General features: G+C 65.3%; 18 protein-coding genes. 8 read left to right on the plus strand and 10 right to left on the minus strand.

All coding sequences use genetic code 11. The features are described from left to right. Window positions 1–92 precede the first annotated feature (92 nt). Window positions 93–1,838: an FAD-dependent oxidoreductase gene (locus ELEN_RS00875; RefSeq protein ID WP_015759853.1), complete on the minus strand. Its 1,746-nt coding sequence runs from the start codon at window positions 1,836–1,838 to the stop codon at window positions 93–95. A gap of 295 nt (window positions 1,839–2,133) precedes the next feature. Between ELEN_RS00875 and ELEN_RS00880 the strand changes: the two genes are divergently transcribed. The 4 genes from ELEN_RS00880 (at window position 2,134) to ELEN_RS00895 (ending at window position 6,720) form a co-directional block, all read left to right on the plus strand. Further along, complete coding sequence (locus ELEN_RS00880) at window positions 2,134–3,615, plus strand: response regulator transcription factor (RefSeq protein ID WP_015759854.1); 1,482 nt, start codon at window positions 2,134–2,136, stop codon at window positions 3,613–3,615. Window positions 3,616–3,765: 150 nt separating this feature from the next. Beyond that, window positions 3,766–5,016, plus strand: coding sequence for an Nramp family divalent metal transporter (locus ELEN_RS00885; RefSeq protein ID WP_015759855.1), 1,251 nt, complete (start codon window positions 3,766–3,768; stop codon window positions 5,014–5,016). An 84-nt stretch (window positions 5,017–5,100) separates the two neighbouring features. Then, window positions 5,101–5,883 (plus strand): protein-ADP-ribose hydrolase, encoded by a 783-nt coding sequence (locus ELEN_RS00890; protein WP_233789526.1) that lies wholly within the window; start codon window positions 5,101–5,103, stop codon window positions 5,881–5,883. Window positions 5,884–5,946: 63 nt separating this feature from the next. Then, complete coding sequence (locus ELEN_RS00895) at window positions 5,947–6,720, plus strand: carboxymuconolactone decarboxylase family protein (RefSeq protein ID WP_015759857.1); 774 nt, start codon at window positions 5,947–5,949, stop codon at window positions 6,718–6,720. A gap of 69 nt (window positions 6,721–6,789) precedes the next feature. Here ELEN_RS00895 and ELEN_RS00900 read toward each other — a convergent pair whose 3' ends face one another. Next, window positions 6,790–8,244: a response regulator transcription factor gene (locus ELEN_RS00900; protein WP_015759858.1), complete on the minus strand. Its 1,455-nt coding sequence runs from the start codon at window positions 8,242–8,244 to the stop codon at window positions 6,790–6,792. Window positions 8,245–8,467: 223 nt separating this feature from the next. Here ELEN_RS00900 and ELEN_RS00905 point away from each other — a divergent pair, with 223 nt between their 5' ends. Continuing rightward, window positions 8,468–10,150, plus strand: coding sequence for an FAD-dependent oxidoreductase (locus tag ELEN_RS00905; protein WP_015759859.1), 1,683 nt, complete (start codon window positions 8,468–8,470; stop codon window positions 10,148–10,150). A 344-nt stretch (window positions 10,151–10,494) separates the two neighbouring features. Here ELEN_RS00905 and ELEN_RS00910 read toward each other — a convergent pair whose 3' ends face one another. The 6 genes from ELEN_RS00910 to pxpB form a co-directional block, all read right to left on the minus strand. Continuing rightward, window positions 10,495–11,259, minus strand: coding sequence for a LamB/YcsF family protein (locus tag ELEN_RS00910; RefSeq protein ID WP_009608977.1), 765 nt, complete (start codon window positions 11,257–11,259; stop codon window positions 10,495–10,497). Between the two features lie 123 nt (window positions 11,260–11,382). Then, complete coding sequence (locus tag ELEN_RS00915) at window positions 11,383–12,222, minus strand: putative hydro-lyase (protein ID WP_015759860.1); 840 nt, start codon at window positions 12,220–12,222, stop codon at window positions 11,383–11,385. 671 nt (window positions 12,223–12,893) lie between these two features. After that, window positions 12,894–14,243, minus strand: coding sequence for an acetyl-CoA carboxylase biotin carboxylase subunit (gene accC, locus ELEN_RS00920; protein ID WP_009305746.1), 1,350 nt, complete (start codon window positions 14,241–14,243; stop codon window positions 12,894–12,896). 13 nt (window positions 14,244–14,256) lie between these two features. Beyond that, a complete protein-coding gene (gene accB / locus ELEN_RS00925; RefSeq protein ID WP_009608973.1) occupies window positions 14,257–14,730 on the minus strand; it encodes an acetyl-CoA carboxylase biotin carboxyl carrier protein in 474 nt (157 codons plus the stop codon). Window positions 14,731–14,804: 74 nt separating this feature from the next. Further along, the gene (locus ELEN_RS00930; protein WP_009305751.1) at window positions 14,805–15,974 is read right to left on the minus strand and encodes a 5-oxoprolinase subunit C family protein; all 1,170 of its coding nucleotides are present in this window, start codon (window positions 15,972–15,974) and stop codon (window positions 14,805–14,807) included. Window position 15,975: 1 nt separating this feature from the next. Continuing rightward, on the minus strand, window positions 15,976–16,704 hold the full coding sequence (gene pxpB / locus ELEN_RS00935) for a 5-oxoprolinase subunit PxpB (protein ID WP_009305753.1): 729 nt from the start codon (window positions 16,702–16,704) through the stop codon (window positions 15,976–15,978). Window positions 16,705–16,796: 92 nt separating this feature from the next. On the opposite strand from pxpB, the gene ELEN_RS00940 reads away from it, so the two are divergent. Together ELEN_RS00940 and ELEN_RS00945 are read left to right on the plus strand one after the other, a co-directional pair. Further along, window positions 16,797–17,510: a sulfite exporter TauE/SafE family protein gene (locus ELEN_RS00940; RefSeq protein ID WP_015759861.1), complete on the plus strand. Its 714-nt coding sequence runs from the start codon at window positions 16,797–16,799 to the stop codon at window positions 17,508–17,510. Between the two features lie 71 nt (window positions 17,511–17,581). Then, a complete protein-coding gene (locus ELEN_RS00945) occupies window positions 17,582–18,022 on the plus strand; it encodes a universal stress protein (protein ID WP_009305757.1) in 441 nt (146 codons plus the stop codon). 159 nt (window positions 18,023–18,181) lie between these two features. Here the strand turns inward: ELEN_RS00945 and ELEN_RS00950 are convergent, their stop codons facing one another. Then, window positions 18,182–19,984, minus strand: a complete 1,803-nt coding sequence (locus ELEN_RS00950; RefSeq protein WP_015759862.1) for a helix-turn-helix transcriptional regulator — start codon at window positions 19,982–19,984, stop codon at window positions 18,182–18,184. A 240-nt stretch (window positions 19,985–20,224) separates the two neighbouring features. Here ELEN_RS00950 and ELEN_RS00955 point away from each other — a divergent pair, with 240 nt between their 5' ends. Continuing rightward, window positions 20,225–21,991 carry an FAD-dependent oxidoreductase gene (locus ELEN_RS00955; RefSeq protein ID WP_009608969.1) on the plus strand — a complete coding sequence of 589 codons (1,767 nt, stop codon included), beginning with the start codon at window positions 20,225–20,227 and terminating at the stop codon, window positions 21,989–21,991. A 198-nt stretch (window positions 21,992–22,189) separates the two neighbouring features. On the opposite strand, the gene ELEN_RS16090 is transcribed toward ELEN_RS00955, so the two are convergent. Beyond that, window positions 22,190–22,399: a hypothetical protein gene (locus ELEN_RS16090; protein WP_143924729.1), complete on the minus strand. Its 210-nt coding sequence runs from the start codon at window positions 22,397–22,399 to the stop codon at window positions 22,190–22,192. Window positions 22,400–22,475 lie beyond the last annotated feature (76 nt).

The following is a 22,475-nucleotide window of genomic DNA, read 5'->3' on the forward strand; positions in this document are numbered from 1 at the left end:
GAGGAAGGGCCCCTCTCGCAGCTTGGCGAGAGGGGCCCTTCGTGTCGGAGGCGTCCGGAGGGGAGGAGGGGACGCCTCGCGGGGGGAGGCGCTTACACCGCAGCGGCGGCGTTCTTGCCGGCCAGGCGGCCGAAGCTGAGGGCGGTGGCCAGGCTGATGCCGGCCACGACCACGGGGTAGTCCACCTGGAGGCGGCGGCCCATCGTGTTGCCGGCCACGTACAGGCCGGGGATCGGGTCGTTCGTGCCGTCCTTCGTCACCTGCAGGTCGTGGTTGCACTCGAGGCCGCCGAACATGACCAGCATGCCCGCGTTGCCGAACTTGCACGCGTAGTACGGCGGGTTCTCGACGGGGAACATGCGCTTCGACATCTTGCCGAAATCCTCGTCCAGGCCGTTGTGGCACAGCTCGTTGTAGCGCTCGATCTCGGCCTTCATCGTGTCGTAGGGCAGGCCCGTCTTCTCGGCCAGCTCCTCAAGCGTGTCGCATTTGACGTCGGCCGCTTCGTCCACCATAGCCTGCGTCGTGTAGCCCAGACCGAAGCCGGACAGCACGGTCTCGTACTCGGCGATCTTGTCGTCGGGAACGAAGTAGGTGGTGTAGCCGTGGCCGTCGGGCATGTGGATGATCTGCTCGGGCCACTTGCTGTCGAAGATCTGCCAGGACTTCACGCCCGCCTTGGCAAGCTCGGGGTCCTTGGCGACCGGCTGGCGCGTGTGCTCGTCGGCGATGTTCTGGCCGGGCACGTCCTCGTTCATGAAGCGCTTGCCCTCCATGTTGAGCTGCAGGAAGCTGTCCACGCCCAGGGCGCCGCCCATGTGGTGCGTCATCGGCGCGTGGGGGCCCAGCTCCATCCAACCGCCGGCCCAGATGCCCATGAGCTGGCCGCGGCCGTCATCCACGCCGCCCATGAACTCTTCGGTCCACGGCGCGTAGTAGTGGCGCATCTCGGTGTTCGCGCCGTAGTCGCCACAGCACAGCACGGTGGCTTTGGCGTTCACCTTGAGGTAGCCGTCCTTCGTCTTGGCGTAGGCGCCCACCACGGCGTCGCCTTCCTTGATGAGCTGCTCGCCCTCGGCCTCGTAGATGAGCTCGGCACCGGCGGCTAGGGCGGCGTTGAAGGCCGCCTCGCACGCCCACTGCATGTTGGGGTTCGTGGTGATGGTGCCGTGGAAGTACGGGTACACTTCTTCCTTGTAGTCGTACGTTTCCAGCTTGGGGAAGCACTTCGGGCGGATGAAGTTCGGCTTGTCGGTCTCGCGGTTGGCGGCCGTGGACTTCAGCACCTCGTAGTCGGCGCCCTCGATGAACCAGTCGAAGTCCTCGCCGGAGTGGTCGTACCAGTAGCTCATCATCCACGTGTCGCAGCGACCGCCGGTCTCCTTGACGTACTCGTTCATGATGTCGGCCTTGGGCGCCCATTCGATGCCCAGGTCCTTCTGGATCTGCGAGCCCACCACGCCGAAGTCGCCGGCCATGGAGATGACGGAATAGCTGTCCTCGGGCTGCTTCTCCAGCACGATGACCTTCTTGCCGGCCTCGGCGGCTTCCTTGGCGGCGGCGGTGCCGGCCAGGCCCATGCCGATGACGAGGACGTCGCAGTCCTTCTCCTCCTTGATGTCGGTGGGAACCTCCGGCGGCGTGAGGAAGTCGGGGGTGTAGTTGGTGGGGGAGACGCTCGACGCTGCGGCGCTGCCCGAACCGCCGTTGCCCTCGGCCGACGCGGTGCCGGCACCCTGCTGCGGTGCGCAGCCGGCAAGCCCGGCGGCTCCGGCGGCGACGGCCGCGGTGGCACCGAGGCCCAGGAATGCGCGACGACTCAGTTTGGTTTCTTTCATGTCCCTCTCTCCTTTCGATGAGAAGCGCGACGGCCCCAGACCGCCCGCTTCATCGTGAGGATTTCCGTGACGGAATCCTCCCCTGCGCCACCAACCATACGTGCCTGCGTGCTCGCCTGCCATACCTCCGCGCGGGTAGTTTTTCGCATTTCCCCCGGTGAACGCCCTACCTGATACGGGTGGGTAGCCGAGGTGGGACGCGAAAAACCGTCGATCGGACGGCAAACCATGAGCAAAAGACGAATTGATGGGGATGGGATATACTGGCAGGGAAACAGACGGAGGGTAGGGGCCGATGAGCTGTTTGAAGGATTTGGTTGCGGGCATGCGGGCGCGCGATGTCGTGTTCATGAGCGGGTATGCGCTGTATCTGACGTTCGGCTACATGTCGTTCGAGTCGCCGACGGTGCTCACCTCGCTGGGCGAGTCGGGCGCCCTCGTGCAGTCGCTGTTCCTCGTGGCGGTGATCGCGGCGCGCATGGTGGTGTACGCGGCGATGATCGCGCTGGCGCGGCGCGCGGGCCGCGGGTTTCCGCCCGCGGTGATTCTCGTGTGCGCGGGCGTTGCGGCCACGGGCTTCATCGTCACGCGCATGGCGTTCCAGTTCGCGGGGTTCGTGCCGTTGGACGAGCTCGTGCCGTGGCTGGTGGCGGGCGGCCTGTGCTTCGGCGCGGGCGACGCGCTGATCAACCTGCTGTGGGCGCGCTTCTCGGGCACGTTCGACCTGCGGCGCGTGTACCTGTTCGTGCTGATGAGCAGCGGGCTCAGCCTGGTGGTGTACCTCGTGGTGACGCTGCTGCCCTCGGCGCTCATGCTGCCGGTGGGCGCGGTGCTGTTCTTCGCGTCCGTGGTGTTCTGCCGCCAGTGCCTCGCCGCGCGCGAGCCCATCGCCGAAGAGTACTCGGCACCGGTGTTCAAGGGCGCGCTGTCCGCGCTGTGGCGCCCCGTGCTGGGCACCGCCATCCTCTCGTTCATGAGCGGCCTCATGCTGCAGCTGTCGCTGTCGGAGGCCATTCCGCTGGGGACGTTCCAGTCCACGTCCCTCATCACGCAGGCCATCGTCATCGTGGCGCTGCTGCTGCCGGCGCTGCTGGTGAAAAGCCAGCCCAGCTTGGGATCGGTGTACCGCATGGCGCTGCCGCTGTCGGCGGCGGGCTTTCTGCTGCTGCCGCTCATCTGGAACGGCGTGGGCGGTCTGGCGAACGCGTGCGCCCAGCTGGGAACGCTGGTGGCGGGCATCATCCTGTGGTGCATGGTGGCGCATACCGTGCACGACACGAAGCTGCCGGCGGCGCTGCTGTTCTCGTGCTCGCTCATCTGCACGAACGCGGCGCAGATGGCGGGAACGCTGGTGGGCATGCTTAACGCGCACACGCTGGGGCAGGGCGACATCACGCTGACGGCGGTGGCGCTCGTGGCCATCTACCTGCTGGCGATGGTGTCGATGTTCCTGTTCAAGGACAAGAACCTGCGCGGCGTCGACGTCGTGCCCGAGGGCGGCGCGCCCACGGCCGAGCAGCAGGGCGATGCGCTCGAGGCGCGGTGCGCGCACGTGGCCGAGACCTACGGCTTCACGCCGCGCGAGTCGGAGATCCTCGTGCACTTGGGGCAGGGGCGCACGGCGCGCGCGATTTCCGAGAAGCTGGTCGTGTCGGAGAACACGGTGAAGTACCACATCAAGTCCATTTACCAGAAGCTCGACGTGCATTCGCGCGACGAGGTGATCGACCTCATCGAGCGGTCGGAATGCGTCGTGCCGCACGACTCGGCCGAGTAGGCCCGCGCGCGCTGCGACCGCCGAAAGCCTTGGCCGCTCTATAAGCCCAGCGTATACGCGGGACCTTTATTCTGCTAAAGTACAGGCATCGTAATGGGGAAATGCGGGCGCGTTCGCGTCCGCTGACTGAGAGTTGGGAAAGGAGTGGGTATGAGCAGTTCTATCGCTCAGAAGTTCAAGAACATCGGACCGGGCGCGCTGGTCGCTGCGGGCTTCATCGGCCCCGGCACCGTCACCACCTGTACGGTTTCGGGTGCGAGCTACGGCTATACCATGCTGTGGGCGCTGCTGTTCGCCACGGTGGCCACCATCATCTTCCAGGAGATGGCGTCGCGCGTGGGTATCGTTTCGGGCAAGGGTCTGGGTGAAAACATCCGCGATCGTATTCCTAACAAGACGCTTATGTGGATTGCAATCGTGATTGTTATCATCGCCATCTTCGTGGGCAACATCGCGTATGAGACGGGCAACATCACGGGCGGCATCCTGGGCATCCAGGCCGTCACGCCCGACATCCCGATGATCCCCATCGTCGTGGTGCTGGGACTGCTGGCGTTCGCCGCCATGTGGATTGGCTCGTACAAGGTGGTCGAGGTCATCCTCACCGGCATCGTCGTGTTCATGGGCGTGGTGTTCCTCGTCACGGCGTTCGCGTCGAGCCCCGACTGGGGCGCCATCGCGCACGGCCTGTTCGTGCCGGCGCTGCCCGAAGAGGGATCGAAGGGCATCCTGACCGCGGTGGGCCTCATCGGCACCACCATCGTGCCGTACAACCTGTTCCTGCATGCCTCCGGTGCGTCCGAGCGCTTCAAGGACCCCGAGCAGGTGTCCGACGCCCGCTTCGACACCATCCTGAGCATCGGCCTGGGCGGCATCATCTCCATGGCCATCCTCGTGTGCGCCGCCGCGAACATCTACGGCACCGAGAACGTGGTGACGAACGGCAAGGACATGGCGCTGGCGCTGCAGCCGCTGCTGGGCTCGTGGGCAACGTGGCTGATCGGCCTGGGCCTGCTGGCTGCCGGCTTCTCGAGCGCCATCACGGCGTCGTTCTCGGCCGCGTACGCGGTGAACGGCGTGCTGGGCTGGAAGAAGACGGTCAAGGACCTGCGCTTCAAGATCATCTGGATCATCGTGCTGGTGGCCGGCTGCGTGATGGCCGTCGTGCTGGGCAAGAGCCCGACCGAGCTCATCCTGGTGGCGCAGGCGGCGAACGCCATCCTGCTGCCCATCATGGCGTTCTTCGTGCTGTACTGCGCGAACGGCAAGGACCTGGGCAAGTGGAGGAACCACGCGTTCGCGAACTGCGCGGGCGTGGTGATCATCGTGATCACGCTGTTCATGTGCTGGCGCAACATGTCCAGCTTCATCTCGTCGCTGCAGGCGCTGGTAGGCGCGTAGGCGCGACGACGGTGCCGATGAGGTTATGAGCGTTCGTGCGCCCGCCGGTTTCGGCGGGCGCACGTGTTTCGAGGGAGGTTGAATGTGGACGAGGCGGCGATGCACGAGGCGGTGGGGCGGCTGGTGTCGTTCCTGGTCGAGGAGCGGGTGGAGCTTGCCGGGCTGGCGGTGCCGGACGACCCTGCCGAGCGCTGGGCGCTCGCGCGCTCGCTCATGAACATGCGGCTTCCGCGTCCGGTGCCTGTCGCGGTGTTGGAAGAGCAGGATGCCGTGCTGCGCGCGCTGATCGCGCGGGCGGGCGTGACGGACGCGAGCGCGCTGGCGCCGGTGGGCGACGGCGGCGTCGACGGGCGGCTGGCGCTGTGGCGCGGCGACATCACCACGCTCGCGGTGGACGCCATCGTGAACGCCGCGAACAGCAAGCTGCTGGGCTGTTTCATTCCCGGGCACCACTGCATCGACAACGCCATCCACACGTTCGCCGGGATGCAGCTGCGCCTGGTGTGCGACGAGCTCATGCGCGCGCAGGGGCACGACGAGCCGGTGGGGCGCGCACAGGTGACGTCCGCGTTCAACCTGCCGTCGCGCTTCGTGGTGCACACGGTGGGGCCGCAGGTTCCCACCGGAGAGCCGACCGCCGCGCAGGAGGAGCAGCTGGCGTCGTGCTACCGCGCGAGCCTCGACGCCGCGGCCGCTGCGGGCGTCGCGTCCCTTGCGTTCTGCTGCATCTCGACGGGCGAGTTTCGCTTCCCGCGCGAGCGCGCCGCCCGCATCGCGGTGGGGGAGGTGCGGGCGCGGGGAGGGGCCGCCGCGCGCTATTCGGCGCGGTTGCTTTCGGTAATATGTTTCTTTATTGGTAACAGTTGACTTGGAGCCAACTCGAAGAGGTACTATGACCTCAATACAACAAGCAGGTGAGAAGGAGCAAGCATGACTACGATCAACGAGCAAGCGCAGGCCTACCGCAAGCGTCTCTTCCCCGGGTTCGATTCGCCGCTCGCGAGCACCGATCCCGAGTTCGTCGAGCGCCTCGATCGCTTCGCCTTCGGCGAAGTGCCCGCCAGCGACGACCTGGACGACCGCACGCGCATGATGGCCATTTTGGCATCGCTCGTCGGCGCGCAGGCAATCGACCTGTTCAAGGCCATGGCGAAAGGCGCGTTCAACGTGGGCCTCACGCCGGTTGAGATCAAGGAGATCGTCTACCAGGCCACGCCGTACGTGGGGATGGGGCGCATGCTGCCGTTTCTGTACGCGGTGAACGAGCTGCTGGAGCATCGCCTCGTGTCGCTGCCGCTGGAGGGGCAGGCCACCACGACCGAGGACACGCGCCTCGAAGCCGGCGCGCAGAAGCAGGTGGACCTCTTCGGGCCGCACATGGCCGACTTCTACCAGTCGGGTCCCGAGGAAACGCGCCACATCAACCGCTGGCTGGCCGAGAACTGCTTCGGCGACTACTACACGCGCACGGGCCTCGACGACGCGCAGCGCGAGATGATCACGCTGTGCTTCCTGGCCGCTCAGGGCGGGTGCGAGCCGCAGCTGGTCAGCCACGCGCAGGCGAACATGCGCGTGGGCAACGACCGCGCGTTCCTCATCAAGGTGGTGTCCCAGTGCGTGCCCTACATCGGCTACCCGCGCAGCCTCAACGCGCTGCGCTGCATCGACGAGGCCGTCGAGGCGCTCGAGGCCGACGCCGAATAGCCGTGCGCTAGCCGGCCCGTCATAGCGCCCGTATTCGCCCGAATACGGGCGCTCGCATGCTTCCGGGCGCTAAGCCTGACGCTCTACCAGGTCGATCAGCTCCTGGTGCGAGTGCACGTCGAGCTTCGCGTAGATGTGGCTGACGTGGGTTTTCACCGTGTTGTACGACACGGTCAGCTCGTCCTGGATGAAGCGGACGTTGCGTCCGCGCGCCAGGTACTCGAAAATCTCCTGCTCGCGATCGGTGAGCCCGGCGGCCGTGCCGATGGCCGCGCACCGGTCGGCGACGGGGGACAGCGGGCCGTCGCCCGCGCTTGACGACACGAGCGGCGTGAGCGGCTTGATGCCCTGGATGGTGTGCGAGAAGCTGAACGATTTCTGCACGAGCACCACGTATGCCACGATGCCGAACACGATGCAGGCCGAGATGATGGACGTCGTGGTGGCGTCGGCCGCCATCTCGTTCGTGAACCGTCCGAAGTTGGCGCCCAGCAGCGTGCCCCATGACGCCATGGCATTGCCCCAGGCCAGCATCGGCAGCGCGCTCACCGTGTTCTTCGCCCCCAGCGCGATGAGCACGAAGTACATGAGAATCTCGAAGAACCCCGTGCCGCACGACAAGAGCGTGCTGATCAGCGTGCCGTTCACCGTGGCGATGGACAGCACGAGGAACCCGGCCACCGAGCACAGGATGGACAGCTGGAAGAACGCGTCGGGCGAGAAATCCTTGCGGCTGAGCATCACGTATCCCAGCACCAGCACGAGCGGCGCCAACGCGCCGAGCGCCAGCAGCGGCACGCGGCCCACCTCGCCGAACGTGAGCGTGTAGCCGTAGATGAAGCGGAACAGCAGCAGCGTGACGAACAGCTGGTGGCCGAACGGCAAGAACGACGACGGCGCCGTGACCGCGGCCTGCGCAGGCGAGCCTTCGGCGTACACCTGGTCGAGCAAAGGGCGCGCGTACGGCGCGACCAGCGTCACCGTCAACAAGGGGATGAAGCAGAACAGCACCAGGTTCGCTTCCCACGGCAGCAAGGCGAACACGCCGCGCAGGGCGTAGGCCAGCACGTACGCCGCCGTGACGCTGATGCCGAGGCGGCGCATGTCCAAACCGATGCACCCGATGCCCACGATGATGTTCGCCAGCCCGGTACCCACGGTAACCAGCGCCGCGCCGCACACCAGCACGGCGGGCAGCGAGGCGAAGATGCCCGCCGTCATCACTAGCGATCCGGCGATCATCGTGGACACGGCTGCCGCGAAGAACCTTCTGCTGGTGAACAGGCCGGGATGCCAGTACGACGCGAAGGCGAGCGCGGTGAGCGTGATGCCGCCCACGACGGCGCTGGCTTCGCGCGTCCAGAAGTACACGGGATCGAACAGGGGGAAGGCGCTGTAGTTGAGCAGCCAGTAGCCGACGAACGAGCCGGCGAGCGCAAGGGTGCACGCGAGGAAGCGCAGGGGATGCGCCGGAGCGGTCGTGCTCGCGCTCGCGGACGCGATATGTGGGAACGCGGCAACCATGCTTGCACCCCTCCCCGGATCTGCATCGTGCGGTGTTTCCGGAGGCTATTCTATCAGGAGCGCACGGCGCATAAGGGGTCGGAAGGCAAAATCACCCGACCCGTATGAGGCGCTTCACTCGGCTCGCGTGACGCTTTTCCGCCGGACGACCCGTAGAGTTGAAAGCGTACCAACGAGGCGTTCCAACGCTTCGACGATATTCGCAACAAGGAAGGGGAGAGTCATGACGAAAGCAACCAAGGGATTGAGCCGTCGCGCGTTTCTGGGTTTGGGAGCCACGGCCGCCGCGCTGGCCGGGGCCGGGCTGGCGGGATGCGCGCCGAGCGCCGCGCCGACGAAGGACGAGGAGGCCGCCGCGGCCGTGAACGACTGGCTGGGCGCAGAGCCGGAGATTCCCGAGGACAAGATCGTCGAAACCATCGACACCGAGATCCTCGTGTGCGGCGCCGGCACGTCCGGCCTGTTCGCCGCTTGCTCGGCCGCTGAGGAGGGCGCGAAGGTCGTCTGCCTCGAGAAGGCCGCCATCGGCGGCGGCGTCCGCGACAACCTGGGCTCGCTCAACAGCCGCCTGCAGAAGGAGGCCGGCTGCGAGATCGACGAGAACGAGATATGCAACGACCTCATGCGCTACGCCGACGGCTACTGCAACCCGCGCCTGTACCACATCTGGGCGCAGAATTCGGGCGAGGCCATCGATTGGTATCAGGATCGCCTGGAGGAAGCCGGGTTCCAGCTGTTCTTCGAGGCGGCGAACGATGCCAAACCGTCCATCTACAAGCACTGGGCCACTGGTCATATTCCCAGCTGGCCGGCCGATGCCGAGTTCGCGGGCCTCAAGGATGTGACGAACGGCAAGATCGTCCTGGGCGATTACGCCAAGAAGGTGGGCGTGGACTTCCGTTTCACCACGCCGCTTGTGAAGCTCGTGCATGAGAACGGCAAGGTGACCGGTGCCATCGCCAAGGGCTCCGACGGCTACATCAAGATCAACGCCAGCAAGGGCACTGTGGTGTGCACGGGCGGTTACGCGCGCAACGAGGACATGTTGAAGGCACTGCAGCCGCAGACGCTGAACAAGTACTCGCTGTCCATCGCCATCGACGGCACCACGGGCGACGGCATCAAGTCGTGCCTGTGGGCGGGTGCGCGCATGGACGAGGTGCACACGGCCATGGTGTTCGACCGCGTTGCCGTGAAGCCCGACGAGTTCGGCGGCGCGCAGACCACGGGGTCGCTGTTCTGGATGGGCTCGAACCCGTGGCTCAAGGTGAACCTCAACGGCGAGCGCTTCGCCAACGAGTCCGGCCCGTACGACTACATCCTGAACGCGGCGCTCACGCAGCCGAACCACACCGTGGTGGACATCTGGGATTCGGATTACGAGACCTACCTCGAGCAGTTCGACATCCACGGCTGCGCGCGCGTGTACCCGTTCGAGAACGGCGCGCCCACGAACATGACGCTCGAGACGGTGAAGGGCATCAACGAGGGGCTGCTGGCCGACGGCTACATCGTGAAGGCCGACACCATCGAGGAGCTGGCCAAGGGCTTGGGGCTTCCGGTCGAGAACCTCAAGAAGACGGTCGATCGCCAGAACGAGAACTACGACAACCAGGTTGATCCTGACTTCGGCAAAGAGGCCTTCCGCCTGTCGCCCGTGCGCAAGGCGCCGTTCTACGGCGTGCGCACCTCGGGCTACATGCTGTGCACGCTCGACGGCATCACCATCAACGAGAACTTCCAGGCCGTGAACGAGGAGGGCGAGGCCATCGAGGGCCTGTACGTGACCGGCGTCGACTCGGGCTCGTACTATGCGCACACGTACCCGAACATGTCCACGGGCAACTGCTGCGGCCGTTCGGTGACGTTCGCCCGCATGATCGGCAAGGCGCTGGCCGCCAAGTAGCGCCAGGCGGCGCGATGCCGCCGCAATCGACTATCCCGGGGCCGTTCGCCGCACGGCGCGGCCCCTCATTCGCCCGGCCCCGCGCAACCCTTCCCTCTCTTGCGCGGGGCCGTTTTGCGCAATCGAGCTCGGATTCCGCTGTTTGGCGGCGGGGTGCGGTCGCCAAGGCGAAACGTGGCAAGTCCGCGTCGAAATGTGCATGTCGAGAGGGGTCGCGAAGCGTTCATCTTTGCCTCGATATCCGAACGACCAGGTCAAACGAACGCATCGTTGCTTTATTTTCATGTGAGGATAGCCATGGCGATGCGAACTTGCCATGTTTCGTCCAGCGGTAGGAGCAGGGCTTATTCAGCTCCCACTGCTTTGATGGCGATGTCGTCTTGTTCCAGCTCCTGGCGGATGCGGCTGACGAAGGCCAGCGCGCTGGGGGAATCTCCGTGCACGCACAGCGTGTCGGGGTGGAGGTCCACCAGCTTGCCCGTGACGGACAGCACGGCGCCTTCGCGGATGGCGTTCTTGACGCGCTCGATGGCGTGTTCTTCGTCGCGTATGAGCGCGGCAGGATCGTTGCGGCTGACCAGGCGGCCCTCGTCGGTGTAGTTGCGGTCGGCGAAGAACTCTTCGGCCGTGACCAGCCCCAGCTTGCGGCCTTCGTCCACAAGCGCGCTGTTGGCCAGGCCCACCAGCACTAGCTTGGGGTCCACGTCGCGGACGGCCTGCGCCAGCGCAGCTGCCAACTCGGAATCGATGGCGGCGTGGTTGTACAGCTGGCCGTGCGGCTTCACGTGCGCGAGCTGCACGCCCTGCGCCGAGCAGAACGCCTGCAGCGCGCCGATCTGGTACAGCATGTAGGAGTACGCCTCGTCGGGCGACAGGTGCATGTCGCGGCGCCCGAAGCCCTGCAGATCGGGATAGCCCGGATGCGCGCCGATGGCGATGCCGGCGTCCTTCGCCATGCCCACCGTCTTGCGCATGACCACCGGATCGCCCGCATGCTGCCCGCACGCGATGTTCGCGCTGGACACAAGCGGGATGATCTGGTCGTCGAGCCCCAGCGTGTAGCGCCCGAAGCTCTCGCCCAGGTCGCTGTTCAAGTCGATGCGGTACATAGGCAGCCTTCTTTCCTGCGTGGTTTCAACCTATTGTAAAGCAACGCCCCGCGCCAGGTGAAGAGCGCGGGGCGTTGGGTGCGAGTGTTTCACGTGAAACACTCGTTCGTGGGGTGAACGAGCCTATTCCTTCAGGTTGATGTTCTTGGTGTCGGTGATGAGCATGCAGCCGGGAGCGTGGGTGATGGCGAAGGGCGGCTTGCTGTTCATGACGATGGACTGGGGCGTGACACCGCAGGCCCAGAACACGGGAACTTCGCCGTCGCGGATTTCCACAGGGTCGCCGAACTCGGGATGCATGATGTCGCGCACGCCGATGGCATCCGGATCGCCGATGTGGATAGGGGCGCCGTGCACCTTCGGGATGGCACCGGAGATCTGCACCGCCTTCACCACCTGGTCGTAGGGGATGGGGCGCATCGACATCACCATGTTGCCGCTCATGGAGCCCGCCGGGGTGCACGGCACGCCCGTCAGGTACATGGGCACGTTGCAGCCCATGGTGTTGTGGCGGATCTCGATGCCGGCCTCGATGAGCTCGGACTCGAACGAGAACGAGCAGCCGATGACGAACGATACGAGGTCGTCGCGCCAGTAGTCCTCGACATTCTCCACTTCGGCCACCAGCTTGCCGTGCTCGTAGATGCGGTAGCGCGGGAAGTCGGTGGCGATGTCGCAGTCGGTTGCGCAGATGGCAGCCTCGCGTGCGCCCACCTCGGTCACTTCCAGCAGCGGGCACGGCTTGGGGTTGCGCTGCGCGAACAGCAGGAAGTCGTAGGCCTGCTCCTTCGGCAGCACGATGAGGTTCGCCTGCGCATACCCGGGACACAGCCCGCTCGTCGGCGCCGTGAACTCCCCCGAGCGAATGAGATGCCGCGCCTCGACCGGAGAAGCGGAAAGCATCTGCGCCCAGACGTCGTCAGCCACGCCCTCGGGCTTGACGGGAACTTGAGCATCCATCATAAGAGAACCCCTTTCCTCGGTGTCGCCATAATTATGGCACGTTGATGATCGCTTTCGAGCAGCGTCTTTATGACCGCCATGTTGTTTCCGAGTCACGTGTTCCGTGCCTTGGCAGAGATCGCACGCTATGCACGATTTTGCGCGCGAATCGCAGAAGCCGACCAGCGATTTCTCCGAGATGACGGACTGGTTACCCGAAAAAATCGTGCATAGCGTGCGATCTCTGCCAAGGCGGGGTGTGGCCGATGCTTTTCCGTTGCCGAACCGGGTGGCCGATCGCGGGTTCGAGGGGTTGAGGACGGCGGCGCCTTTTGCTGGCGCCACACGGGATCCTTCGACTCTGCGCCTGGCGGCGCTCCGCTCAGGATGACAACCTGCGGGGCTCGGCCTCTGCTCAGGATAGCAACCAGGTAGCCCATCCCTTCCTCTCTCAGAACGGCGAACCTCGCGCCCCGCACAAAAGGGCTTTTCGAGCCTACGTCCGACGCCGCCCTCGCCGCCCGCAAGCCCCTCGCCGGTCCATGAAGGGCGACATCAGACGTGCGAAGGATCCGTTCGGGGCGTGCCCACCAAGCGAGTTCCGCACGAGCCAAACAGCCCAGTGGGCTGTTTGTGCGAGCCAGGACTGTCTGAGCGACTGGGCATGCCCCGAGCGGATCCGCCAGAAACCCCTACACTTCGCCCTTCATGAAGCGCTCGATGAAGCTGGTGTCGGCGTGGCCGGCGGCGAACGTCTCGTTCTCCATGATGGCGTACTGGAAGTCCAGGTTCGTCTTCACGCCCACCACCACCATCTCCTCCAGCGCGGTGCGCATCTTCGCGATAGCCTCGGTGCGGTCGCGTCCATGCACGATCACCTTGGCGATCATGGAGTCGTAATACGGCGTGATCTCGTAGCCGTCGTACGCCGCCGTGTCCACGCGCACGCCGTTGCCGCCGGGCAGGTGCATCTGCGAGATGGTGCCGGGCGACGGCAGGAACCCGCGCTCGGGCTGCTCGGCGTTCACGCGGCATTCGATGGCGTGGCCGCGGTACGTGATGTCGTCCTGCGTGAACGTCAGCGGGTCGCCCGCCGCCACGCGGATCATCTCTTCCACGAGGTCGGTGCCCGTGACCATCTCGGTGACGGGGTGTTCCACCTGGATGCGCGTGTTCATCTCCATGAAGTAGTAGTTCAGCTTATCGTCCAGCAGAAACTCGATGGTGCCCGCCGACGTGTAGCCCACGGCCTGCGCCGCGCGCACGGCGGCTTCCAGCATCTCGTCGCGCACGCGCTCCGTCATCACGGGCGAGGGGCTTTCCTCGATCATCTTCTGGTGGTTGCGCTGCACCGAGCAATCGCGCTCGCCCAGGGCCACCACGGTGCCGTACGTATCGGCGATGATCTGCACCTCCACGTGGCGCGGGCTCAGCACGCAGCGCTCCAGGTACATGGTGTTGTCGCCGAACGCGCCCACGCTCTCGCGCTGAGCGATGGAGAACTGCTCGGAGAAGTCGTGCTCGTCGTGGCTGATGCGCATGCCCTTGCCGCCACCGCCCGACGACGCCTTGATCATGATGGGCCAGCCGATCTCGCGTGCCATCGCCAGCGCTTCCTCCGGATGGTGCACGGGCTCCTTCGTGCCGGGAACCACGGGCACGCCCGCCTCCATCATGGTCTTGCGGGCCTGGCTCTTGTTGCCCATGCGGTCCAGGACCTCGGGCGCGGGGCCGATGAACACGATGTCGTTCTCGCGGCACAGCTTCGCGAACGTCGAGTTCTCCGACAGGAAGCCGTAGCCGGGATGGATGGCCTGCGCGCCGGTGCCCTTCGCGGCGGACAGGATGGCGGCGATGTTCAGGTACGAGTCGCGCGCGGCGGGCGGGCCGATGCACACGCTCTCGTCGGCCAGGTACACGTGCAGCGAATGCTTGTCGGCCGTGGAGTACACGGCCACCGTCTTGATGTCCATGGCGCGGCAGGCGCGGATGATGCGGACGGCGATCTCGCCGCGGTTGGCGATGAGTATCTTGTCGAACATGGCGCGCGCCGCCCTAGTGCGTTTCGCCGGCGGCGGTGGCCACGCGGAACAGCGGCTGGTCGTATTCGACCTGCGTGCCGTTGGCTGCCAGCACCTCCACGACGATGCCGGGGGCGGGCGTGGTGATCTCGTTCATCATCTTCATGGCCTCGACGATGGCCAGCGTCTGGCCGGACAGCACTTCCTGGCCCACCTTCACGAAGGGATCTTCGTCGGGGCTGGGCGAGATGTAGAACATGCCCACCATGGGGCTGCGCACGAGGATGGAGCTTTCGTCGGCGTCCTCGACGGCGGCCGCTTCGTGGCTTTCGGTCTTGCCGGCCAGCAGCGCGCTCACGCGATCGGCCATGAGCGGCAGCGCGGTAGACGAGAGCGGGCCGTGGTTGCGCTCCAATTCGATTTTCGTTTCGCCGTCATCCACGCGCAAGGCCGTGAGCTCGGCCTTGTCCATGATGGCGATCAGTTCTTCGATGGCTTTCGTATCCATGGCGGTTCTCCTACGTTTGTGACGGGGTTCTGTGACGGCCGGCTTCGGCGAACCCCTACCTACTTCTTCTTCGTCTACGTCGTTGCGCGTTCGGTGGTGTCGGTTGCGTCGGGCGGTTGTTTCTTTGGCGGGACGGTTCCCAGGGCGTTGCGGTTGCCGACGCGCTGGGAGCGATCGGCTCGGTCGATCCACAACATGTCGGCCTGCGACTTGCGTGCCTGTTCCTCCAGGATGGGGGTCAGGCGCCGCGCCGTGCGCCGGGGCGATATGCCGTCGGCGCTGGGCCGCCTCACTTTCAACGCCAGCATTTCGAACAGGTGCGCCTCTTCGCGCAGCAGCGCTTGGGCCTCCTGCACGCCGATGGACTCGAAGCGGATCTTGCCGCCCGGCGGACGTTGCACCAGCTTCGGGATGTCCACGCTGGCGATGGTGCCGATTTTCGCGTAACCGCCGGTAGTTTGCCGGTCGGCCAGCATGATGATGGGCCGTCCGTGCGACGGTACCTGCACGGCGCCGAACGCCACGCCGTCGGAGATGATGTCGGACCCGTGCTTCGTCTCGATTTCCGGTCCGTCCAGGCGGTACCCCATGCGGTCGCATTTCGTGGTGGTGGTGTACGCCTGCCCGTAGAACGTAGCCAGGCCTTTGTCGGTGAACATGTCCTGCTGAGGCCCGGGCACCACGCGCACGGTGATTTCGTCGCGGTCGAAGCCGTAGAACTCGTTGTCGCCGTCGATGCGGTGCGACCCTAGGTTGGGCAGGAAGTCCACGCTCTTCGTGGAAAACGGCAGGTAGTCGCCGACGATGAGCGTGCGACCCTTCCATCCGCCGAACTCGCACTTGAGGTTCGTCGAGCGACTGCCCATCACTTCGGGCACGCGCACGCTGTTGCCCGCGATGGCCAAGTAACCGTAGCAGCCGGTGCGCGACGCCTTGAAGCGCAGGATGGAGCCGCGCCGCACCATGACGGCCGCGTACATGGGCACGGGTTCGCCGTCCAGCGTCGGCGCGAAGTCGCCGCCCGTGATGGCGAAGCAGGTGTTCGTGGTGAAGCGCACCGTGGGTCCCGCCAGCGCGAATTCCAGCACGGGTGCGCCGGGGTCGTTCTCCACCAGGAGGTTCGCGATGGCGAACGCGCGATGATCCATCACGCCGTTCGTGGAGAAGCCGCTGCCCTGATAGCCGAAGCGCCCCACGTCCTGGATGGTGGTGATCACACCGGGTTTTTTGACGACCAGACCCATGCTACTCGCCTTCCACGAAGATGCCGTACGAATACGTGCCCGCGGCCAGCTGCGCTTCGATGGCGGTGTACTCGTCGGGCGTGATGGGCACGAAGCGCAGGTACTCGCCCGCTGCGTACAGGATGGGTTCCTCACGATCGGGATCGTAGGGTTTGAGCGGCGTGCGCCCGATGATCTGCCAGCCGCCGGGGGAGGCCAGCGGGTAGATGCCCGTCTGCGCGCCGCCTATTCCGACGCTGCCCGGCTCGATGCGCGTGCGCGGCACGGCCAGGCGCGGCGTGTGCAGGCGCTCGTCGAGGCCGCCCAGGTAGGCGAAGCCGGGAAGGAAGCCCAGCATGTCGATGAGGTAGTCGCGCTCGGTGTGGATGGCGATCACTTCGTCTTCGGAAAGGCCTGCCAGTTGCGCCACGTTCGCTAGGTCGGGGCCGAACTCGCCCCCGTAGCACACGGGGATGGGCACGATTTTGCGGATGCTGAGGTCGGCCTCGCCCACGTCGCGCAGCTTGGAGCGCAGCTTCGTGGACAGCTCGTCGAACGTGATGACCAGGGGGTTGTAATACACCATAAGCGAGCAGAACGTGGGCACCAGCTCGGTGATGCCCCGAATGGGATCTGCGGTAAGGTTGTCTGCGGCCATGCGGATCTTGGCGCTCGTCTCCGCGGATATCGCATGGGCGAATTCCAAGTTGAGCGCCGAGTCTCCTGCGATGGTGATGGTGAATCCCGCCATGCAATTCCGTCCTCTGGCGTGTGCGTCGTCTTATGATGTGCGCCCCGTGCTACACTTGTAGGCTGGTCACATAGATAAGGATTGTAGCATATATGGAAAAAGCGCTTTTCCTGGCCGCGTTCTTTTTCGCATACACGGTCCAGGCCATCACGGGATTCGCAGGGAACATCTTCGCCATGCCGGTGGGCACGACGCTGCTGGGCCTGGAATCTACGGTGTCCATCCTCAACGCGATGGGCTTTTTCGCCTGCGGCTTGCTGACGGCACTCAACATCAAGAGCGTGAATTGGCGCGAGCTTGGCAAGATCCTGGGCGCGATGATCGTGTTCATGGTGCTGGGCATTTGGCTGGATACCCTGGTGCCCCTGCATATCCTGTTGAAGATCTACGGCGTGATCATCGTGATCATCGGTATCAAGAACCTGGCGGTGCCCCAGCAGAAGTTCATGCCGGAATGGGCGCTGTGGATCATTCTCGCTCTGGCCGGCCTGATCCAAGGCATGTTCGTGTCGGGCGGCGCGCTGCTGGTCATCTACGCGGTGCAGAAGCTGCGCGATCAGCAGCAGTTCCGCATCACGCTGTCCGCCGTGTGGACCGTGCTCAACCTTATTTACGCAGGCATCGCGTTTCAGCAGGGGCACTTCACGGGCGACGTCGTCCAGATCATCGTGTTCTGCGTGCCGTTGGCCGTGCTGGCCACGTTTCTGGGCAGCAAGCTGCAGAAGAAGATCAGCCAGGAAAGGTTCCTCAAACTCACGTACGTGCTGTTGTTGTGCGTCGGCGTCATCTTGCTGGTTACGTCGTAGCGTTCGGCGGCGCGCGGAGGTGCTGCTTGGGGTACAATGACCCCAGATGCAATCGAGGGAAAGGAACGACCATGGCGCAGGAATACGCTCGTATCTTCGCCGCGCTCGACGGCGCGTCGACGCAGGAAGCGGTCGCGCAGCGCGCGGTGACGCTTGCGGCGGACAACCACGCGAAGCTCATGTTCGGCCACGTGATCGATTCGGTTCCCTACGAGGCTTCGGGCGTCGATTTCGAAGCGTTGTGCGCCGAGGGCAAAAAGCGCATCGAAGCCGACCTGGCCGACGTGCTGGCTGCGGCGCGCCAGAACCCGGACATTCCGTCCGTGGAAGTGTCTGTGCACGCGGGGCGCATCGCCGACACGCTGGAGCACGAGCTGATCGAGCCGTTCGAGCCGAACCTCGTGGTGTGCGGCGAGCGCGGGCTGTCGAACATCAAGTACGTGTTCGTGGGCAGCGTGTCCACGTTCCTCATCCGCAACCTCCGCTGCGACGTGCTGGTGGTGAAGCAGTAGGGAACGAGGCAGAATGAGACAGGTGAACGGGGCCGATGGCTCGCTCCGTTTTCTGCGAGAAGAAGCGAATCGCCCGATCGGTTGAAGCCGGTCGGGCGATTCTCGTTTTAGCCCGCCGAAAGGGGGGTAGGGCTTGACGACGGCATCGTGCGCTGTCGGCTACCCCTCGCGGCACAGGTCGATGATGTCCTGCTTGGAGTGGACGTCGAGCTTCCGGTACACGCGCTTCGTATACGTCTTCACGGTGTTCTCCGAGACGTCGAGAGCGCGCGCGATGGCGGCCACCGTTTCCCCGAGGGCCAGCAGCTCGAGCGTTTGACGCTCGCGGTCGGTCAGGCCGTGTTGGAGGGCTAAGCGCTCGCACGGGTTCGCGCGGGTGACCGCGAGGGGCGCTGATGCCGGCTGGTCGTCTCCGACGGCGCATTGTCGCCCGAAAGCCTCGGTTTCGGGTGTAAAAGCGCGGCTTTCGGGCGACAACGCGTCCGTGGAGCGCGCGGGCGCGACGTCGGCCAAGCGAGGCTGGCGCATGAAGGCCGCCAGTTCCGCACGGGTATGCACGTCGAAGGCTCGGTAGATCTTCTGCGTATGGTATTTCACGGCGCTCGGCGAGAGGTAGAGATCCTGCGCGATGCGCGCGATGGTGCGACCCTCTAGAAGCTGTTTGAAGACGGTAGTCTCCAGATCGCTCAGCCCGTAGGCGGCGGCGACGAGATCGGGTTCGGGCGCGGCGACGATCTGGATCGGCGCGGAGGCAAGCCGGGTTGCGTCGGCGGGTTCCGAGGCGGCGCCGCCGGATGGTCGCGCGTCTTGCTCGGGCGGCGGTGAAGGCTGCGGATCGCTGCGGCGCGGGATGCGCTCGCGGCCAAGGAGCCAGGAAGCACCCAGCATGACCAGGTACAACGTTCCCAACCCGATGAGGGCGAACCCGGCGTTCGTCCCCGGAAGGTACACGCGGGTCAGCGCACCCGCTTCCGTTCCCGCCAGCAGGCACAGCAGCGAAACCGTATCGCTTGCGGCGAATAGCGGCATGACGGGTATGCGCGCAGCCTTTCCCACTTCGGCGATGGTGCAGGCCAGCACGATGCCGCACATCATGTAGCCCGTGGTGGCCAGCGTGCCGGCAATAGCGGGAGGGACGGCTTCCGTCAGCCCTGGCAGCACCAGCAGGCCCAGCGCGGAAAGCGGCAGGGCCACGCGGTAGCTGCTTTCCAGCTTGAACGGCTGGCGAAACAGCAGCGCGGGCACCGACATGATAACCAGCACGCAGGCGGAAATCCCCAGCACGAGGTACTGCATGAGATCGGGATCGATGTCGGGTTGCCCCGATAGGCTGGTGACGAACCCGCTGAGCAGGGCGAACAATCCTACGGCAAGCACGCCTTTGCCCACGAGCGGCGCGACGTCGGCTATCTGGCTGGAGAAGGTGCGCTCGATGGGCCGTGCGACGCGCAGCCGGGTGGCGCAGGCGCATGCCGCCAGCAGCGATGCCAGGGTGATGGGGATGTACCATTCCTGCGGGCATTGCAGCACGATCGCGCACAGCGCGGTGGCGGCCGCATGGCTGCCCAGCAGGAACAGGTAGCTGGTGCGGTAGGAAAACATCGGCAGCGCCGACAGCCACAGCAAGCTGAGCACCGCCTGGCCGACGCCGATGAGCACCGTGCCCGCCACGAACCCGGGCTGCATGCCTACGCTGCATGATCCCAGCACCAGCGCGAATCCTATGCACAGCGCTACGGCGGCGAAACCGGCCGCCTTTGAGCCAAGGGGCTCGTGCGCGACGTTGCGGTACCGCAGGGCGACGGCTACGAACGCTGCTGCGTGCGTCGCGCCGAGCACCGGCATGTACGTGCCGTCGTCGAATGAGGGCACGCTGGCGAACGCGGTGGTCGCATGGTAGCTGAGGATATTGGCAAGCAGGAGAAACGCATATCCTGCGTAGCATGCTGCGCGCGTAGCCATGTTCGATCTCCCCTCCACGCCCCGAGCGATCCGCTTCCCGTGCGGATGCCGCGCCCTGCCCTACATGATACCCGTCGCGAAGCGCTGCGCTGCTCATTTTGGCCGTTTCGGGTGACAGAAAACCGGGTCTTGGCGGCTCTGGGTGATGCCCGTTTGCCTGCCGCTTCGTATGCTGGAGGCGTGGTTGGCGGCCTTTCGGCGGTCGGCCATTTCGTCAAAGGAAGAGGGAAGGGGATCATTATGAGAGAGCAGAAACTCACCCGTCGCACGTTTCTCGGCTTGGGCGCGACAGCTGCGGTGGCCGGGGCGGCCGGCCTCGCGGGATGCGCGCCGGGTGCGAAAAGCGATGCGGGCGCGGACGCTGGCGCGGCCGAGGGCGGCGCGGCAGGTGCGGGCGGCGCAGCGGCGGGCGGCAACCCTACGGAGTTCGTGCCGTCGTTCATGAACCCGCCGGCGCCCGTCGACGAGTCGAAGGTGACCGAGACCGTCGACGTCGATGTGTGCGTGGTGGGCCTCGGCCTGGCGGGCGTGTGTGCGTTGCGCGAGGCCGCGGAGTCGGGCGCGAAGACGTTCGGCTTCGATAAAGGTTCCGACGTGGGCTACCGCTCGGGCGAGTTCGGCACGTTCGGCAGCGAGATCCACAAGCAGCTGGGCATCGAGCAGCCTGAGACGCAGGAAGTGGTCAACGAGCTGATGAAGGTCATGGGCAACCGCCCCAATGCGCAGCTGCTGAACTATTGGATCGCGAACTCCGGCCCGGACTTGGACTGGTACATCGGCACTGCCGAGCACGAGCTGCTGACCAGCGATCACGACGTGCCCACCGACCCCGAGAAGCCCTACGTGTTCCCTGAGCGCTTCCCGGTGAACGAGAACTACAATTGGCGCGAGGAGAACTACCCGTGCTTCCCCGGCATGGTGCACCTGCTGCCCGACCACGGCTGGGCCATGCACGGCACGCTGGAGGCCGCGCAGAAGGCCGGCGCCGAGGCGCGTTTCAACCTGAAGGGCGAGCAGCTCATCAAGGAAGGCGACAAGGTGGTGGGCGTGTACGCGTCCGACGAAGACGGCAACATCGTGCGCATCAACGCGAAGAAGGGCGTCGTGCTGTCGTGCGGCGACATGTCCAGCGACACCGAGATGCTGACGTACTACGCGCCCCAGGCCACGAAGTACGGCTGCTTTTTCAGCACCATGGACAAGAGCGGAAAGCCGGTGAACACGGGCGACGGCCACAAGATGGCCATGTGGGCCGGCGCGGTCATGGAGGACGGCCCCTATGCCCCGATGACGCACAGCCTGGGAACGAACTCCGTCGGCATCGACCCGTTCCTCATGGTGAACCAGGACGGCAAGCGCTTCGCCAACGAGGACGTGGGAGCGCAGGAGCTGCAGAACGCCATCAAGCGTCAGAAGGGCGGCGTGTCGTACCAGATCTTCGACAGCAAGTGGAAAGAGCAGCTGTCGGCGATGCCCCAGTGCTTCGGCGGCGTGACGCACTACATCCCGCCCGAGCAGGAAGCCGAGTACGAGCACGCCATCAACCACTTCGCTGCGGGCTACGCCTCCGACACGTACTTCCAGGGCGAGATCGAGCAGGGCTCCATCATCCCGGCCGATTCCATCGAGGAGTTGGCGAAGGCCGTGAACATCCCGGCTGACGCGCTGGTGGAGACGGTGGAGCGCTACAACGAGCTGGCGCACGCGGGCAAGGACGCGGACTTCTCCAAGGTGTCCACGCGCCTGTTCCCCGTGGAGAACCCGCCGTACTATGCGGTGCCGTTCGGCGACTCGGGCATGTTGGTGCTGATTGGCGGCATCGACTGCGACGTCGACTGCCGCGCGCTCGATGCCGAGAAGAACCCGGTGCCCGGCCTGTTCGTGGCGGGGAACACCATGGGCGGCCGCTTCCTGGTGGACTATCCCGTGACGGTGGCCGGCGCCAGCCACTCGATGGCCATGTCGTTCGGTCGCCTGGCCGGTCGCAAGGCGGCAGAAGGCAAGTAGCGCGAAGCCCTGCGGCGCGCATCGCGCGCGCCGCAGGGTGCCGGGCGGCGTTGCCGCCCGGCACCCTCGCGCGGCTGCGCTGCGCGAGGCCTCCTGTACCGTACCGCCCAAGGCCGCTCGCCTCCCTCCCCGAGCGGCCTTGGTCTTGCACGGCGCTACTGCGGCAGCGCTGCGTGAAGCTTTGCAATCGTCCAAAATCTACCGAGGATCTACCAGAATCTGCCAAAATCTACCAATCGGCACATAACGAGACAGGGGGCGGGGTTGATGGCTGTTTTTGAAAGCAGGATGAGGCAGCAGCCATTTTTTTTCTCGCCGATCTTCTGTTCCGTTCTTGTTGCGGTTGCTTGCGGCGGTCTCGCCTGCCTTCGTAGCGCGCTCCTGAAATTCAATAAGCAAAACCATCATGGACAAAAAGTGCCTCCATTCAGTAGTTTTTGACCCCGAATTCCGCAAGCCCGGAATGGCGTTTTTTATAATGCCA

It is taken from the genome of Eggerthella lenta DSM 2243 (assembly GCF_000024265.1).
Lineage (GTDB): Bacteria > Actinomycetota > Coriobacteriia > Coriobacteriales > Eggerthellaceae > Eggerthella > Eggerthella lenta.